At 39.2% G+C, this 17,650-nt stretch carries 16 protein-coding genes and 1 pseudogene; 8 read left to right on the forward strand and 9 right to left on the reverse strand.

From position 1 onward, the window contains the following. Nucleotides 1-133: 133 nt before the first annotated feature. Complete coding sequence (locus ATE34_RS03920) at nt 134-1,108, reverse strand: GTP pyrophosphokinase (protein ID WP_061598338.1); 975 nt, start codon at nt 1,106-1,108, stop codon at nt 134-136. A 21-nt stretch (nt 1,109-1,129) separates the two neighbouring features. Then, on the reverse strand, nt 1,130-2,800 hold the full coding sequence (locus ATE34_RS03925) for a formate--tetrahydrofolate ligase (protein WP_061598337.1): 1,671 nt from the start codon (nt 2,798-2,800) through the stop codon (nt 1,130-1,132). Between the two features lie 230 nt (nt 2,801-3,030). On the opposite strand from ATE34_RS03925, the gene coaB reads away from it, so the two are divergent. From coaB to ATE34_RS03950, 5 genes are all read left to right on the forward strand, one after another. Further along, nucleotides 3,031-3,720, forward strand: coding sequence for a phosphopantothenate--cysteine ligase (gene coaB, locus ATE34_RS03930; RefSeq protein ID WP_084911124.1), 690 nt, complete (start codon nt 3,031-3,033; stop codon nt 3,718-3,720). 11 nt (nt 3,721-3,731) lie between these two features. Then, entirely contained in the window at nt 3,732-4,283 is a 552-nt protein-coding gene (gene coaC / locus ATE34_RS03935; RefSeq protein WP_084911125.1) for a phosphopantothenoylcysteine decarboxylase, read from the forward strand. Continuing rightward, nucleotides 4,267-4,830, forward strand: coding sequence for an ECF transporter S component (locus ATE34_RS03940; RefSeq protein WP_000747416.1), 564 nt, complete (start codon nt 4,267-4,269; stop codon nt 4,828-4,830). Before coaC ends, ATE34_RS03940 begins: the two co-directional genes overlap by 17 nt. Nucleotides 4,831-5,012: 182 nt before the next feature. Continuing rightward, nucleotides 5,013-5,540, forward strand: coding sequence for an ECF transporter S component (locus ATE34_RS03945; RefSeq protein WP_084911126.1), 528 nt, complete (start codon nt 5,013-5,015; stop codon nt 5,538-5,540). Nucleotides 5,541-5,551: 11 nt separating this feature from the next. After that, nucleotides 5,552-6,067, forward strand: a complete 516-nt coding sequence (locus tag ATE34_RS03950) for a transcription repressor NadR (protein WP_033629698.1) — start codon at nt 5,552-5,554, stop codon at nt 6,065-6,067. Here the strand turns inward: ATE34_RS03950 and ATE34_RS03955 are convergent. The 6 genes and pseudogenes from ATE34_RS03955 to ATE34_RS03980 all read right to left on the reverse strand — a co-directional run. After that, nucleotides 6,064-6,213, reverse strand: a pseudogene (locus ATE34_RS03955) (8-oxo-dGTP diphosphatase); the annotation flags it as partial. The gene ATE34_RS03950 and the pseudogene ATE34_RS03955 sit on opposite strands and share 4 nt — an antisense overlap. Before the next feature lie 121 nt (nt 6,214-6,334). Then, a complete protein-coding gene (locus ATE34_RS03960; RefSeq protein ID WP_084911128.1) occupies nt 6,335-7,102 on the reverse strand; it encodes a class I SAM-dependent methyltransferase in 768 nt (255 codons plus the stop codon). A 205-nt stretch (nt 7,103-7,307) separates the two neighbouring features. Next, nucleotides 7,308-7,775 carry an 8-oxo-dGTP diphosphatase gene (locus tag ATE34_RS03965; RefSeq protein ID WP_084911129.1) on the reverse strand — a complete coding sequence of 156 codons (468 nt, stop codon included), beginning with the start codon at nt 7,773-7,775 and terminating at the stop codon, nt 7,308-7,310. Between the two features lie 167 nt (nt 7,776-7,942). Beyond that, a complete protein-coding gene (locus ATE34_RS11220; protein WP_241500524.1) occupies nt 7,943-8,461 on the reverse strand; it encodes a hypothetical protein in 519 nt (172 codons plus the stop codon). Nucleotides 8,462-8,523: 62 nt separating this feature from the next. Then, nucleotides 8,524-10,512 (reverse strand): excinuclease ABC subunit UvrB, encoded by a 1,989-nt coding sequence (gene uvrB, locus ATE34_RS03975; RefSeq protein ID WP_084911130.1) that lies wholly within the window; start codon nt 10,510-10,512, stop codon nt 8,524-8,526. A gap of 76 nt (nt 10,513-10,588) precedes the next feature. Further along, nucleotides 10,589-11,542, reverse strand: coding sequence for a CPBP family intramembrane glutamic endopeptidase (locus ATE34_RS03980; protein WP_084911131.1), 954 nt, complete (start codon nt 11,540-11,542; stop codon nt 10,589-10,591). Between the two features lie 172 nt (nt 11,543-11,714). Here ATE34_RS03980 and ATE34_RS03985 point away from each other — a divergent pair, with 172 nt between their 5' ends. The 3 genes from ATE34_RS03985 (at nt 11,715) to zwf (ending at nt 16,256) form a co-directional block, all read left to right on the forward strand. Next, nucleotides 11,715-13,880 (forward strand): ABC transporter substrate-binding protein/permease, encoded by a 2,166-nt coding sequence (locus tag ATE34_RS03985; protein WP_084911132.1) that lies wholly within the window; start codon nt 11,715-11,717, stop codon nt 13,878-13,880. Continuing rightward, nucleotides 13,880-14,620 (forward strand): amino acid ABC transporter ATP-binding protein, encoded by a 741-nt coding sequence (locus ATE34_RS03990; RefSeq protein WP_084911133.1) that lies wholly within the window; start codon nt 13,880-13,882, stop codon nt 14,618-14,620. The genes ATE34_RS03985 and ATE34_RS03990 overlap by 1 nt, the downstream gene beginning before the upstream one ends. 148 nt (nt 14,621-14,768) lie before the next feature. After that, nucleotides 14,769-16,256 carry a glucose-6-phosphate dehydrogenase gene (gene zwf / locus ATE34_RS03995; protein ID WP_084911134.1) on the forward strand — a complete coding sequence of 496 codons (1,488 nt, stop codon included), beginning with the start codon at nt 14,769-14,771 and terminating at the stop codon, nt 16,254-16,256. A 45-nt stretch (nt 16,257-16,301) separates the two neighbouring features. On the opposite strand, the gene ftsY is transcribed toward zwf, so the two are convergent. Continuing rightward, a complete protein-coding gene (gene ftsY, locus ATE34_RS04000; RefSeq protein WP_084911135.1) occupies nt 16,302-17,609 on the reverse strand; it encodes a signal recognition particle-docking protein FtsY in 1,308 nt (435 codons plus the stop codon). Nucleotides 17,610-17,650 lie beyond the last annotated feature (41 nt).

Raw genomic sequence — 17,650 nt, forward strand, 5'->3', positions numbered from 1 at the left:
TTCTCTTCCTTACTCTTGAAGTCAATGTTTCTATTATATCAGAATTCAGGGAAAATAGAAACTTTATAGAGACTAGACAAACAGCAAAATCCCATCCGAATATAGATGGGACTTCTTATAATACTTAACGTGATTATCTAGTTGAATTATTTAAATCATAAAGAACCTCTAGTAAAGGTGTAATATTCCAAGTATAAAAATAGTTATTTTTTTCTTCAATCCATCTACTAAAGTAATTTGGAAATTCACTTTGGAACTTACTTTCCAATTCATCAATCGTTTCAATACCTAATTGTTCACAATAATTGACAATTTTAGAAATTCTATCATCTTTAAATTTTCCACCAGGATACCTAATTTCTATATTATGTTGATCATAATTTTCTTCAATAAAATTGATATAAGACTCACTTTCTAATAAGGCTGAAATACTTATAGAATCAATTTTTATACTTTTAGAATTCTCTTTGAATCCTTCTTCAACTCTATTAGTATATTCCTTTTCATATCGTTTAATTTCCATGAATTCATCGTCAGCTAACTCAATTAAACCGGCTAATCTTGAAAATCTTCTTCTAATTTTTTCAGGAACATCCTGATCAGATTTATATCCAAAGTCATGTTCTATCTCCGCCCAAGCATGCTGCAAAATAGTCCTTATCTGAACTTCAAATTTTAATTCTTTATAATTAATATTTTCAGTTAATTCTGCTCTACTTCCTCCTAATTTTAAAATATAGTGTAAAGATACATAGCCAAATTTAGTAGGATCTTGAGTTTTTCGTTTATCAATAGAATTGTCCTGATCTAAATCAAATTCCTCTTCAAGTAAAGAAGCGATTTTATCTACATCGTCCGAAAAATATGTGATAATTCTAATTCCACAAATATCAGTTATTTCTGACAAACTGGAATATTTATAGTCTTTAGTTTCAATTTTTTTGCTTAAACTTTCTCTATCTTTAATTCTTCCTTTAATTTCATGGATTTGTATTTTTTCATTTTCCATAAGACTTTTAATTGTGGCTTCAATATATTCTAAAAGTCTCTCGTAATTATTTTTAGTTGAATCAAATTGTGACAATATTTCTTTCAAATTTTTTTCCATAATTCTATATCTCTCAATATATTAGAATAATCCTAGAACGGTTCCGTCACTTTCAACATCCATGTTGAGAGCTGCTGGTCGTTTTGGAAGTCCTGGCATGGTCATGACATCACCAGTTAAGGCAACGATGAAGCCTGCACCTAATTTTGGTACCAATTCACGAATGGTAATTTCAAAGTTTTCTGGAGCTCCAAGGGCATTTGGATTATCTGAGAAACTGTATTGAGTTTTAGCCATACAGATTGGCAATTTGTCCCAACCATTTTGAACGATTTGAGCGATTTGTGTTTGAGCTTTCTTTTCAAAGTTCACTTTGCTACCACGGTAGATTTCAGTAACAATCTTTTCAATCTTTTCTTGAACAGAAAGGTCGTTGTCATAAAGACGAGTGTAGTTGGCTGGATTTTCAGAGATAGTCTTAACAACCGTTTCAGCAAGCGCTACTCCTCCTTCTGCGCCATCAGCCCAGACACTTGCTAGTTCAACTGGCACATCAATAGAAGCACAGAGTTCTTTCAAAGCTGCGATTTCAGCTTCAGTATCAGAAACAAATTCGTTAATCGCAACAACTGCTGGTACTCCAAATTTACGTATATTTTCAACGTGGCGTTTCAAGTTAGCAAAACCTGCACGAACTGCCTCCACATTTTCCTCTGTGAGAGCGTCTTTAGCTACGCCACCATTCATCTTAAGGGCACGAAGGGTTGCAACGATGACAACTGCATCTGGAGATGTTGGCAAGTTTGGCGTCTTGATATCAAGGAATTTCTCAGCTCCAAGGTCCGCACCAAAACCAGCTTCAGTGACTGTATAATCAGCCAAGTGAAGGGCTGTTGTTGTTGCCAAGACAGAGTTACATCCATGAGCGATATTGGCAAATGGACCACCGTGTACAAAGGCAGGTGTACCGTAAATTGTCTGAACCAGGTTCGGTTTAATAGCATCTTTCAAAATCAATGCTAATGCTCCCTCAACCTGTAAATCACCTACAGAAACAGGTGTACGGTCATAACGATAGCCAATGACGATGTTAGCCAAACGACGTTTCAAATCTTCAATATCCGTCGCCAAGCAAAGAATGGCCATGATTTCTGAAGCTACGGTAATATCGAAACCATCCTCACGTGGAATACCATTTAGAGGACCACCAAGACCAACAGTCACATGGCGAAGAGCTCGGTCGTTCAAGTCAACAACACGTTTCCATAGGATTCGACGTTGGTCAATTCCCAACTCATTTCCTTGGTGCAAGTGATTGTCAATCAAGGCAGAAAGAGCATTGTTGGCAGTTGTAATGGCATGCATATCCCCGGTAAAGTGGAGGTTGATGTCTTCCATTGGCAACACTTGCGCATAACCACCACCAGCGGCACCACCCTTAATCCCCATTACTGGTCCAAGAGACGGTTCGCGGATAGCAATCATGGTTTTCTTGCCGATTTTGTTTAAGGCATCTGCAAGACCAATAGTAATGGTTGACTTCCCTTCACCTGCAGGTGTTGGATTAATCGCAGTAACCAAGATCAATTTTCCAACTGGATTGTTCTCAACTGCACGAATTTTATCAAAGCTGAGTTTAGCCTTGTACTTTCCGTACAATTCCAAATCGTCATAAGAAATACCAAGTTTCTCAACAACATCCACGATTGGCTTTAACTCAATGCTCTGTGCGATTTCAATATCTGTTTTCATAGCAAACTCCTCTAACCTCTAATATGATAACTCATTATAACACAAAAAAAGTTTTTTCACATACAAAAAGCTTAGTAAAGTTTATAAACATAAAGTTTTAAGGCCGATTTTAGTCGTCTTTTTTACTTTTTATAAGTTTTTATAGCCAAAAACTATAATCTTGCTGGAAAATTAGAAAAAAAACAAACGCTTTCTTTTGATTCTATTTTATTTTTTGGTACAATAGTCCTATGAAAATTTTAGTTACATCGGGTGGTACCAGTGAAGCTATCGATAGTGTCCGCTCTATTACTAACCATTCTACAGGTCGCTTGGGGAAAATCATCACCGAAACCCTACTTGCTGCTGGTCATGAGGTTTGTCTGATTACTACTCCTAGTGCTCTTAAGCCAGAACCTCATCCCCATCTAACCATTCTAGAAATCAAAAATACGAATGATCTTCTTTTAGAAATGAAAGAGTGTGTTCAAGATTATCAGGTCTTGATTCATTCGATGGCAGTTTCTGACTACACTCCTGTTTATATGACCGGACTAGATGAAGTTAAGACGAGTTCCAATCTAGAAGAATTTTTAAGTAAGCAGAATCATCAAGCTAAGATTTCTTCAACTGATGAGGTGCAGGTTTTATTTTTGAAAAAAACACCCAAGATTATCTCTCTAGTCAAAGACTGGAATCCTTCTATTCATCTGATTGGTTTCAAACTGTTGGTTGATGTTACTGAGAATCATCTTATTGAAGTCGCTAGACAGAGTCTTGTCAAGAACCAGGCTGACATAATCATAGCAAATGATCTTACTCAAATCTCAGCACATCAGCATAAGGCAATCTTTGTTGAGAAAGATCGTCTTCAAACCGTTCAAACTAAAGAGGAAATTGCGAACCTCCTCCTTGAGAAAATTCATATATACGATTCATAGAAAGGAAAGCCATGGCAAACATTCTAATCGCAGTGACAGGTTCCATTGCCTCCTATAAAGCAGCTGATTTAGTCAGTTCTTTGAAAAAACAAGGCCATGATGTCACTGTCTTAATGACTGAGGCGGCAAGAGAGTTTATCCAGCCTTTGACACTACAGGTACTCTCACAGAATCCAGTTCACCTTGATGTCATGCAGGAACCCTATCCTGATCAAATCAATCATATCGAAAGAGGAAAAGAAACAGACCTTTTTATCGTTGTCCCTGCTACTGCTAATACCATTGCCAAACTTGCGCACGGTTTTGCGGATAACATGGTGACTAGTACAGCATTAGCTTTACCCCAAAACATCCCTAAACTCTTGGCGCCAGCCATGAATACAAAGATGTATGATCATCCGGCAACTCAAACAAACCTTAAAACTTTAGAAACATATGGTTACAAGCTTATCTCTCCAAAAGAATCCTTACTTGCTTGTGGAGACTACGGAAGGGGAGCTTTAGCAGACCTGGATATTATTTTAGGAAGAATAAAGGAAACACTCAATGAAAAAACGCTCTAATATTGCTCCGATTGCTATCTTTTTTGCGACCATGTTGGTCATTCACTTTCTGAGCTCGCTCTTATTTAATCTATTCCCGTTCCCAATTAAACCAACTATCGTGCATATTCCTGTTATTATTGCAAGTATTATTTACGGCCCACGAGTTGGTGTTACACTCGGTTTCTTGATGGGACTACTTAGCTTGACGGTTAACACGATTACAATCCTTCCAACCAGCTACCTATTCTCACCTTTTGTACCAAACGGAAACATCTATTCAGCAATGATTGCCATCCTACCTCGTATTTTGATTGGTCTGACACCTTATCTAGTTTATAAATTATTGAAAAACAGAACGGGTCTCATCATTGCCGGAGCTCTCGGTTCACTTACAAATACAGTCTTTGTACTTGGGGGAATCTTCTTCCTTTTTGGAAGTGTCTTCGATGGAAATATCCAGAAACTCCTTGCAACTGTTATTTCAACCAACTCAATTGCTGAGCTTGTCATCTCTGCAGTTCTCACAGTAGCAATTGTCCCACGTTTACAAACCTTGAAGAAATAAAAAAACAACTCCACTTTCGTCCTGAAGGTGGAGTTTAGTAGTTAAAACATAAGAATTAAGTTCCCAGTATTCTTTCTTTACCACATTTAATCAAATATCCATTAAAAATCACTAATGCTTCTTGACTTGATTGGTGATTTATTGTACTATACTTGTGTATATACAGATAAATGGAGGTTCTTATGGATATACGGAAAAAAACGCGGTTTATGACTATGACTGCCCTACTCACTGCAATAGCGATTTTGATTCCAATCATTATGCCTTTTAAAATCGTTATCCCACCGGCTTCTTACACCTTGGGAAGTCATATCCCCATCTTTATCGCCATGTTTCTTTCACCTTTGATGGCTGCTTTTGTGATTATTGCTTCTAGTCTCGGTTTCCTGATGGCAGGCTACCCTATGGTTATTGTCCTACGCGCCTTTTCTCACATCGTTTTTGGTACTTTGGGGGCTTTGTACTTAAAGAAATTCCCTGAAACCTTGGATAAACCAAAGGCATCTTGGATTTTTAACTTTGTTTTGGGTGTTGTTCATGCTATCGCTGAAGTAATAGCTTGTATCATCTTTTATGCTACTTCAGGAACAAATGTTGAAAATATGTTTTATGTTCTCTTCGTCCTAGTTGGCTTTGGCACAATTGTCCATAGTATGGTAGACTATACATTAGCACTAGCTGTCTATAAAGTGCTTCGAAAACGTCGCTAAAAGGAAAAACTATGACAAAGGATCGCAAACAAGCTCTTCTCAAACTGTTAAAAGAGGCACCAAAAGCTCTCAATGGTCAAACCTTGGCTGAGCACTTTCATGTTACGCGCCAAGTCATTGTACAGGATATCGCTATTCTCCGAGCAGATGGGGCTCCTATCCTATCCACCAATCGTGGTTATATCTACAAAGAAAATGACGCCAGCCCCTACGTTCACAAACTCTTTAAAGTGAAACATGAACTGGAAGAAATCGGTCAGGAACTACTAGCTATTGTAGATAATGGCGGACGCGTTCAAAATATCTTAATCGATCATCCCGTTTATGGTGAAATTGAAACCCATCTCAAACTCACCTGTCGTCGAGATGTCCAGCACTTTCTGGAACAAGTCGAGAATTCAGACTTTAGACCCCTTTCTGAATTGACAGACGGCATCCATTACCACCTTGTTGAAGCCGAGACACAACAAGACCTCCACTATATTGAGGAGGCCTTGGATCAGTTAGGTTATTTAGTAAAAGACTAGAAAATTTCTTTCTCCCAGCCGTCCTCTGTACGGTGGCGATAGAAGAACTCAGACTTGTTAGGTGCTTCCATCATTTCCATCAAAGGCAACATATCATAGGCCAGATCCAAGTTTGGAATCTGGTCTTTTTGTACCCGAAAAACTTCTTCAAATCCAAAAAGTTGAGACTTTTATATAGAACCAGCTGTAGCATGCTCTAAAGACTATCTGCTTGATTTTATATTAAAAAGTTTCTCCTTAATTTTTCACAATTTCGTTCCCTTAATTTTACTTTCGAGCAATAAACATACCATATTCTTTAGGAATAATTAACTTGCCTTTATAAAAATGCACTTCCAATCTTTTACGAATGACTTTTTCTTCTAGCGAACCTATTTCTGAAATTCCTTTAAAGGATTGAATGTATTTAACTAGGTCATCTATACTAGTTACCTGTAACTCATCATCATAGAGTAATGTTTCGACAGAGTCAAAATACATACTCAGTTGGCTTTTGCCATTTTGTAAAGTAAATGTTTTATTTTCCAAATCTTGATTAACCTCATCTTTAAATAAGCTTGCCAAATAATCTACAACTCCATTTTCACCAAATGTAGCACAGTAAAAAATTCCGCCTGTTTTTAAGACTCTATTCACCTCAGAGAGCGCTTTATGAATATCATTTACATGATGTAGAAGCATATTAGCAATAACAATATCAAATGTTTCATTCTCAAAAGAAATCTTTTGAATATCCATTATTTCATAGTTGACATTGTCTCTATTTCCAATCACTGACTTCGTTGTTTTAACCATATCTTTAGAAAAATCTGTAATAATCAACTGCTTCATTTTATCTATAGAATCGCTATTACTTTTCCACAGTTCTCCTGTACCACATCCCAATTCTAGAACCTTTACTTCATTAGTGATTTGGTAGTTGGAAAATATCCAATTGTTAAATCCTAATTTATTTTTTGAATACTTCTTATGTAGCTTTACTCTAATGTCAAGATTATCTTGTTTTGCATATTGTTCAATTACCTTATCAGCCATTTTCTTTTACTTCCTTTCATATCTTAAGATTATACCATAAAATAAAACATCTCCGATTTCAAAATTGAAGGTGGAGATTGTTAAAGATAAAGATAGAAAAGAAGAATAGGAAATATTGAAGTATTCAGTTGACATACACCGACATACTTATCCTATATTTAAGTACCAATCATTAAAGGTTAACACCGTTCCAGTAATCATACAACTAAAAAATTTCTTTCTCCCAGCCGTCCTCTGTACGGTGGCGATAGAAGAACTCAGACTTGTCAGGTGCTTCCATCATTTCCATCAAAGGCAACATATCATAGGCCAGTTCCAAATTTAGAATCTGGTCTTTTTGCACCCAAGATACTTCTCCTTCATCTGAAGATTGGAGATTCCCAATAAACTCTGTCGCCTTATAACAAAAAACGATGTAGCGCCCACCTGTATCTAAGGGCCAATTTTTAATACCGACTAGTTGAGGATTCTGAATCGTCAAGCCAGTTTCTTCGTATATTTCACGAATGACAGACTCGGCAAAGGCCTCGCCGTTCTCAACATGACCTCCTGGAAAGGCATAGCCAGACCAGCGATTGTTTTCAGGAGAGCGATATTGCATGACTACTCGCTTATTTTCTAGATCTTCGATTAGACAGATGTTGGTTAAAATAGTTGCTTGGGCACGGGACATAGATTTGCTCGCTTTCTAAATTATTCAAATATATCTTTGTTGTATTCTATTTCAAATTTCACGATAAAAGCATTAACTAAGTCATGGTATTATGATAAGATACTCTGACAGTGATAATTATATATAATGGCCTATATTGGTAAGAATGGGTGAAAGAGACATTACAATCATTTCTTCAATTTCTTTTTTTCTAAATATTTAGCAAGAAGTAAAATGACCAATCCTAATAAAAAGAATAGCATGTACGTTGCGATAGGAAACCAGATGTAGCGATAATCTAGTGATAAGAGAGATGGTAAAATCCCTTTACTGTTTTTTCCACTAACTCCTAAAAATAGATGGACCACTAAACCGATACTATTAAGATAGATGAACAATCCAGCAAATCTGGTTAGAGTCATCCTTAACCTGGATAAATCTAAAAACCAATAGTCAAATATTCTGTAGACCAGACAAAAAAGATTTGCATATAATGGAAAACTATAGTTAATATCTCTGTATAGTGAAGGAAGTGGGAGGCTTTTAAAACTAAAATTAATACCTAGTTCTATTCCTAAGATTAGACCAAGGACTAGGAAGAAACCTATAATTTTATGAGAATCTAGCCAATGCTGAAAACTTTCTTTCCTTGATAGATTCTTTTTTGTATTTGAATTTCTTTTATTCATTTTCACCATTTTCTTCATATCTAGACTACTGAAACAAGGAAATAGCAATTTGGCTAATTAAATTTGACTTAAGGGCCTCTCTACCCCAACGCCTTCACTTCCAACATCATATCACGAATCTGGGCTGCCAGTTCAAAGTCAAGCACTTCGACGGCTTCTTGCATTTGTCTTTCTAGTTTCTTGACGAGTTCCTTGCGTTCTTGTTTGTTGAGGCTATTGATATCGACTTCCTTGTCCTCTTCCTTGGCAACTGCCTTGGTCACGGCAATAAGGTCACGGATTTCTTTCTTGATTGTCTGAGGTACGATACCATGCTCTTCATTATAAGCCATCTGGATTTTCCGACGGCGGGCCGTTTCATCGATAGCACGTTGCATAGACTGAGTTATCGTATCTGCATACATGATGACATGCCCTTCGCTATTACGGGCAGCACGGCCAATGGTCTGGATGAGGCCACGTTCGTTACGAAGGAAACCTTCCTTATCAGCATCGAGAATAGCAACCAAGCTTACCTCGGGAACGTCAATCCCTTCACGAAGGAGGTTAATTCCGACCAAGACATCAAAGACACCCAAGCGCAGGTCACGGATAATCTCTGTCCGTTCCAAAGTCTTGATATCCGAGTGCATATACTTGACCTTGATGCCCATTTCCTTAAAGTAGTCAGTCAGGTCTTCTGCCATTTTCTTGGTCAAGGTGGTAATAAAGGTTCGTTCATTCTTTTCAACACGGGCATTGATTTCACCTAGGAGGTCATCAATCTGCCCCATAGTTGGTCGGACCTCCACTTCAGGATCTAGAAGCCCTGTCGGACGAATGATTTGCTCAATCACTGTCTCGGTCTGTTCATTTTCATAGTCGCCTGGTGTCGCTGAAACGTAAACAATCTGATGCACATGACTTTCAAACTCTTCCCGACGGAGAGGACGATTGTCCAAGGCAGACGGCAAACGGAAACCATAATTGACTAGCATTTCCTTACGCGAACGGTCTCCATTATACATGCCCTTGATTTGCCCCATGGTCATGTGACTTTCATCAATCATGATCAAGAAATCATCTGGAAAAAAGTCGAGAAGCGTATAAGGAGGCTCGCCTTCACTACGACCATCCATGTGGCGTGAGTAGTTCTCAACCCCATTTGTATAACCCATCTCACGTAACATCTCAATATCATACTCTGTCCGCTGTTTCAAACGCTGGGCCTCTAGCAGTTTGCCTTCCTTCTCAAAGACAGCTAACTGCTCCTCCAACTCCGCCTGAATCTTGGCAATGGCAACTTCCATGTGGTCATCATTGGTCACAAAGTGAGTGGCTGGGAAAATCGCCAAATGATCCACTTCTCCCAATACCTGACCTGTCAAAGCCTCAACTTCACGGATACGGTCAATTTCATCTCCGAAGAACTCTACTCGAAAAGCATGTTCATCACGAGATGCTGGGAAAATCTCCACTACATCCCCACGAACTAGAAATCTTCCGCGTTGGAAATCAATATCATTTCGCTCAAACTGAATATCGACCAAGTCATTTAAGAGTTTATCACGAGAAATTTCAAGACCTGGACGGAGACTAACTACACTATCAGCGTATTCCTTGGGCGAACCCAAACCATAGATACAAGAGACTGAGGCCACGACAATAACATCATTACGCTCCAAAAGGGCTGAAGTAGCAGAGTGTCGGAGTTTGTCAATCTCGTCATTGACAGAGCTATCCTTTTCAATATAAGTATCGCTAGAAGGGACATAGGCCTCAGGTTGGTAATAATCATAGTAAGATACGAAGTACTCAACTGCATTTTCAGGGAAAAATTCCTTGAACTCCCCATAGAGCTGACCAGCTAGGGTTTTGTTATGGGCAATAACCAGAGTGGGTTTATTGACTTTGGAAATGACCTGACTCATGGTATAGGTCTTCCCTGTTCCGGTCGCCCCCATCAGAATCTGAGCTTTTTCTCCACCCTCGATATTATCAACCAACTGCTTGATAGCTTGTGGTTGATCTCCTGATGGTTGATATTTTGATACTAGTTTAAATTTATTATCTGTAATCCGATTGATCATAAGAATCCTCTCTCCATGTGCTATTCCTATTTTAGCATACTTATAGCATTTTCACGAAGAAAAGGACGGACCTAAGTCACATCCTTTCATTTTCTTTCTTTAATTGATTAGCGAGATAGACAATCAGAAGTAACAAGACTAAACTTGTCATGATAGAACCTTCAATCCCAAAAGAGCCTCCTGATAGCCAGCCTTGATCGCCTTGTGGTAAAAAGGTCATCAGAGACGTTCCTGACGGTTGACCGCTAACTAAAATGCCAAAAAGATTGCCCTGAGCAAAATTCCAAGCTCCATGAATACCTGCAACACCCCAAACTGAATCAGCTTTGAGAAGGTAAAGAGCCATGGCAACTCCGAATAAGAAGAGATTCACTAGAGATAGAGGTGTTAGACCAGAATTTCCCACATGAAGCAGGGTAAAGAATATGCTAGATATGACAACAGCAAGTTTTAGATTGGTTCTTGAGGCCAATTGTGGAAGAAGCCAAGCACGGGACACCACTTCTTCTGCTGTCCCCTGTAAAATCCAAAATGGGATAGTAAAGACGACAAAAGTAAGCGAATAAGGATTCAAGCGAATGGATTCCAAACGATATTGCCCCAAGACCACCAAACCTAACAAGGTCAGAAGAAAAAGTGCCAAACCTAGGCCAAATCCTTTCAGAAGACTGCTAAGGAAATTTTCTCTATAAAATCCCAAGGTTCTAATAGATCTTTTCTCAACTTTTTTAGTCCATCTGAACACAGTGTTGAGAATAAAACCAAAGGACAGCAATGCTAAAATTAAACGAAAGTCAGTTGTTTTATCCGTCAAGCTCTGCTGCAAGGTTTGCAAGTAAGTTGCAAGATTTTGACCAGCCTCTCCAAAATTTCTAGCAAGTACGATGAGAGCTAACAAGCTAATACCATACAAAGTATATGCAACAAACTCTCCTATAAAGACAAAAACAAAGGCTAACAAAGGACTTGTGTAAATATTTAAACTCATTTGGGAAGATTGGAAGTCTTTAAATATTCTTTTATTCTTCATGTTTCTGCCCTCATTTCTTCTATTACATACTATTATTATATCATTTTATAGTAGCAATTCAAGAAGGAAAAGAAAATATAGATGTTATATTTTCTGACACAAAAATATGAAAATTTGCCTTTTCACCTTTTTTCTGGTATAATGGGAAAATATTCGGAAAAGGAGACTAAAAATGAAGAAAAAAATACTAGCATGTTTGCTCATTTTATTTCCCATTTTCTCACTAGGTATTGCAAAAGCTGATACTGTTAAGATTGTGTCTGATACAGCTTACGCACCTTTTGAGTTTAAAGATTCAGATCAAACCTACAAAGGGATTGATGTTGATATTATCAATAAGGTCGCAGAAATAAAAGGATGGAACATCCAAATGTCTTATCCCGGCTTTGACGCTGCTGTAAATGCAGTGCAGTCAGGTCAAGCAGATGCTATTATGGCAGGTATGACAAAAACAAAAGAACGTGAAAATGTCTTTACCATGTCTGATACCTATTATGATACAAAAGTTGTCATTGCTACGACAAAGGCAAATAAAATCACCAAATATGAGGAACTTAGCGGAAAAACAGTTGGAGTTAAAAACGGAACTGCCGCTCAACGTTTCCTAGAAAGTATCAAAGATAAATACGGTTTCTCTATTAAAACCTTTGATACAGGTGATTTGATGAATAACAGTCTAAGTGCTGGTGCTGTAAATGCCATCATGGATGACAAACCTGTTATTGAGTATGCGATTAACCAAGGACAAGATCTCAGCATCAATATGGATGGCGAGGCTGTTGGAAGCTTTGCTTTTGGTGTCAAGAAAGGGAGCAAGTATGAACACTTGGTTACCGAGTTTAACGAAGCCCTAGCACAAATGAAGAAGGATGGTAGCTTGGAGCAAATCATCCAAAAATGGACAGCTTCTACAACTACGGCAAGCCCAACGACAACTACTGCTGCTGGACAAAAAGCTACTCCATTGAAAAGTAAGTACATTATTGCCAGTGACTCATCTTTTGCCCCATTCGTCTTTCAAAATTCAAGCAATCAATACACCGGTATTGATATGGACCTCATCAAGGCCATTGCCAAAGATCAAGGTTTTGAAGTTGAAATTACTAACCCAGGATTTGATGCAGCCATCAGTGCTGTTCAAGCAGGACAAGCAGATGGTATCATTGCTGGTATGTCTGTAACAGATGCCCGTAAGGAAACCTTTGACTTCTCAGATTCCTACTACACTGCTAATACCATTCTCGGTGTAAAAGAATCAAGTACTATCGCTTCTTATGAAGGCCTCAAGGATAAGACCGTTGGTGTGAAGAACGGAACTGCTTCTCAAACGTTCCTTACTGAGAACCAAAGCAAATACGGCTATAAGATTAAAACCTTCGCAGATGGCGCATCAATGTATGACAGTCTGAATACTGGCTCTATTGATGCTGTGATGGATGATGAGCCAGTTCTCAAATATTCTATCAGCCAAGGACAAAAATTGAAAACTCCAATCCCTGGAACTCCAATCGGTGAAACAGCCTTTGCCGTTAAAAAAGGTACAAATCCAGAATTGATCCAGATGTTTAATAATGGACTTGCGAACCTCAAAGCTAACGGAGAATTCCAAAAGATTCTTGACAAGTACCTAGCTAGCGAAACTTCAACTGACTCTACAAGTACGGTTGACGAAACAACTATTTGGGGCTTGCTTCAAAACAACTACAAACAACTTCTTAGTGGACTTGGAATCACTCTTGCCTTAGCACTTATTTCATTTGCAATCGCCATTGTCATTGGTATTATCTTTGGTATGTTTAGCGTTAGCCCATACAAATCTCTTCGTCTTATCTCTGAGATTTTCGTTGACGTTATCCGTGGTATTCCCTTGATGATTCTTGCAGCCTTCATTTTCTGGGGTATTCCAAACTTCATCGAGTCCATCACAGGCCACCAAAGTCCAATTAACGACTTTGTAGCTGGTACCATAGCCCTCTCACTCAATGCTGCTGCTTATATCGCTGAAATTGTTCGTGGTGGGATCCAAGCTGTTCCAGTTGGGCAAATGGAAGCCAGCCGCAGTCTTGGTATCTCTTATGGAAAGACCATGCGAAAGATTATCTTGCCACAAGCGACTAAATTAATGTTGCCAAACTTCGTCAACCAATTCGTTATCGCTCTTAAAGATACAACCATCGTATCTGCTATTGGTTTGGTGGAACTCTTCCAAACTGGTAAGATCATCATCGCCCGTAACTACCAAAGTTTCAAGATGTATGCAATCCTTGCTATCTTCTATCTTGTAATTATCACACTTTTGACTAGACTAGCGAAACGCTTAGAAAAGAGGATTCGTTAATGGCAAAATTAAAAATTGATGTAAATGATTTGCATAAGTATTATGGAAAAAATGAAGTTTTAAAAGGCATTACGACTAAGTTCTATGAAGGAGATGTTGTTTGTATTATCGGTCCTTCGGGTTCTGGTAAATCCACTTTCCTCCGTAGCCTTAACCTTCTTGAAGAGGTAACGAGTGGTCACATCACTGTGAATGGTTATGACTTGACTGACAAATCAACCAATGTCGACCATGTTCGCGAGAACGTCGGAATGGTCTTCCAACATTTCAACCTCTTTCCTCACATGTCCGTCCTAGAAAATATCACTTTTGCACCTATTGAACACAAACGGATGATCAAGGCTGAAGCTGAGAAATTAGGGATGGAATTGCTGGAAAAAGTCGGCCTTGCGGACAAAGCTAATGCCAATCCAGATAGCCTTTCAGGTGGTCAGAAACAGCGTGTAGCTATTGCTCGTGGACTTGCCATGAATCCTGATATCATGCTCTTTGATGAGCCAACTTCTGCTCTCGACCCTGAAATGGTTGGAGATGTACTAAACGTTATGAAGGAATTGGCAGAACAGGGTATGACCATGATCATCGTAACCCACGAGATGGGATTTGCTCGTCAGGTGGCCAACCGCGTTATCTTTACAGCTGATGGAGAATTCCTTGAAGATGGAACTCCAGATCAAATCTTTGATAACCCGCAACACCCTCGTCTAAAAGAATTTTTGGACAAGGTCTTAAACGTATAAAACGAAAGTGTGAGGTTCTCCTTACACTTTTTTAATTGCGTATTGGATTTTTGATTTTTTTGAAAATTATGATAAAATAAAAGCTATGACAATGAGAAAATCTCATCCCTAGTCCAACTAGGAAAAAATATAGAAATTAGGTAGCTAGATGTCATCAAAGGTTATTGTTACAATTTTCGGTGCGAGTGGAGATTTAGCTAAACGCAAACTCTACCCTTCCCTTTTCAGACTCTATAAATCAGGCAATCTCTCTGAGCATTTTGCTGTTATCGGAACAGCTCGTAGACCTTGGAGTAAGGAATATTTTGAATCTGTAGTTGTCGAGTCCATCCTTGATTTGGCAGATAGTACCGAGCAAGCCCAAGAATTTGCTAGCCACTTCTACTATCAAAGCCATGATGTGAATGATACGGAACATTACATTGCTTTGCGCCAATTACAAGCTGAGCTGAACGAAAAATACCAAGCTGAACACAATAAGCTCTTCTTCTTGTCTATGGCACCTCAGTTCTTTGGAACCATTGCCAAACACCTCAAATCTGAAAACATTGTCGATGGTAAAGGTTTTGAGCGCTTGATCGTTGAGAAACCATTTGGTACAGACTACGAGACAGCGAGCAAGCTCAATGAAGATCTCCTTGCGGCCTTTGATGAGGAGCAAATCTATCGTATTGACCATTACCTAGGTAAAGAGATGATTCAGAGTATCTTTGCTGTTCGTTTTGCCAACATGATCTTTGAGAATGTTTGGAACCGTGAGCACATTGATAATGTACAGATTACCTTTGCAGAGCGCTTGGGTGTAGAAGAACGTGGTGGCTACTATGATGAATCTGGTGCCCTTCGTGATATGGTGCAAAACCATACTCTACAACTCCTCTCTCTTCTAGCCATGGACAAACCAGCTAGCTTTACAAAAGATGAGATTCGTGCTGAAAAGATAAAGGTCTTTAAAAACCTCTATCATCCAACTGAGGAAGAATTGAAAGAACAGTTTATCCGTGGTCAGTATCGCTCTGGTAAAATAGATGGCATGAAATACATTTCCTATCGTAGCGAGCCAAATGTCGCCCCTGAATCTACAACAGAAACCTTTGCATCTGGTGCCTTCTTTGTAGACAGCGATCGCTTCCGTGGTGTTCCCTTCTTCTTCCGTACAGGGAAACGTCTGACTGAAAAAGGGACTCATGTCAATATCATCTTTAAGCAAATGGAGTCTATCTTTGGAGAACCATTGGCACCAAATATTTTGACCATCTATATCCAACCAACTGAAGGCTTCTCTCTTAGCCTAAATGGGAAACAAGTCGGTGAAGAATTTAACCTGGCGCCAAGCTCTTTAGATTATCGTACAGATGCTACCGCTACTGGGGCTTCACCAGATCCATACGAAAAGCTAATCTACGATGTCTTGAACAACAATTCTACCAACTTTAGCCACTGGGATGAGGTTAGTGCTTCTTGGAAATTGATTGATCGTATCGAAGAGCTCTGGACTCAAAATGAAGTTCCACTCCATGACTACAAGTCTGGAAGCATGGGACCACAAGCTAGCTTTGACTTACTAGAGAAGTTTGGAGCAAAATGGACTTGGCAACCAGATATCGCCTATCGTGAACAAGGGCGTTTAGAATAACAAAAATATCCTGCAAGTCAATCTTGCAGGATTATTTACTTTCTATTAAATCAAGCCCTCTAAGAGACCCTTCATAAAGTTTTCAGAGTTAAATTCTCCGATATCATCGATCTTTTCACCGAAACCAATCAATTTTACAGGGATATTGAGTTCTTCTCGAATTGCCAGTACGACACCACCTCGAGCAGTTCCATCAATCTTGGTCAGTACAATTCCTGTCACAGGGGTAATTTTAGAAAATTCCTTAGCTTGTACCAGGGCATTCTGTCCAGTTGAAGCATCGAGTGCCAGGAAGGTTTCATGGGGTGCTTCTGGAACGACACGCTTGATAATACGACCAATCTTTTCCAACTCGGCCATGAGGTTGTCCTTGTTTTGCAGACGACCTGCTGTATCAATCATGAGAATATCAATTCCTTCTGCTACAGCACGTTCCATCCCATCAAAGACCACACTTGCTGGATCAGCTTTTTCAGGCCCCGTCACAACAGGAACATCAACACGACGGCCCCACTCTGCTAGCTGGGCAACGGCTCCAGCACGGAAGGTATCCGCAGCAACCAGCATGACTTTCTTGCCAGCTTGCTTGTAACGATGAGCTAATTTCCCAATAGAAGTTGTCTTCCCAACACCGTTAACACCAACAAAGAGCATAACTGTCAAACCATCTTGGAAATGGATTTGTTCATCGAAATTGCCATCCTTTTCGTAGAGGTCAACCAATTTCTCGATAATGACACGGCGGAGTGCGTCAGGTTTCTTAGCATTTTCTAATTTGGCTTCATAGCGGAGCTCTTCTGTTAGATTCGAAGCGACCTGCACACCGACGTCACTCATGATGAGCAATTCTTCCAATTCTTCGAAAAAGTCTTCATCGACAGAGCGGAAGTTGGCAAAGAAGGCATTCAAGCGTGCACCGAATCCTGTCCGCGTTTTCTTAAGACTGCGGTCGTATTTTTCTTGAACCGTTTCTTCAACTCGAGGATATTCTTCTATTACTTCAAAAGCTTGCTCTTCTCCAGTTTCTAGAGATTCTTGGCTCTCTTCTTCGAAAAATTCTTCAGGCTCTTGGCTTTGCTCCATCTCATCAGATTCTAACTCAACCTCTTCTTGCACCGTTTCCTCAACTGCTTCTGGTTCAATCACTTCTTCTGTCATGGACTGTGGAAGTTCTTCTTGAGCAAGAGTTGCTTCCACTTTGTCCCTTCCTATCTCTTCCTGACCTGTTTCTTCGATAGCCGTTTGATTTTCTTCAACCTCTTCTGACAAATCAATATTTTCCAGAGCTTCTTTTACAATATCTTCGATTTTCGGCTCTTCTTTTTTCCCGAATAAACGATCAAATAATCCCATATTCTAATTCTCCTTTAGCACGTATTCTTCAATAGCCCAAG

Origin of the sequence: Streptococcus oralis subsp. tigurinus (genome assembly GCF_002093545.1) — a bacterium.
Taxonomy (GTDB): Bacteria; Bacillota; Bacilli; order Lactobacillales; family Streptococcaceae; genus Streptococcus; species Streptococcus oralis_C.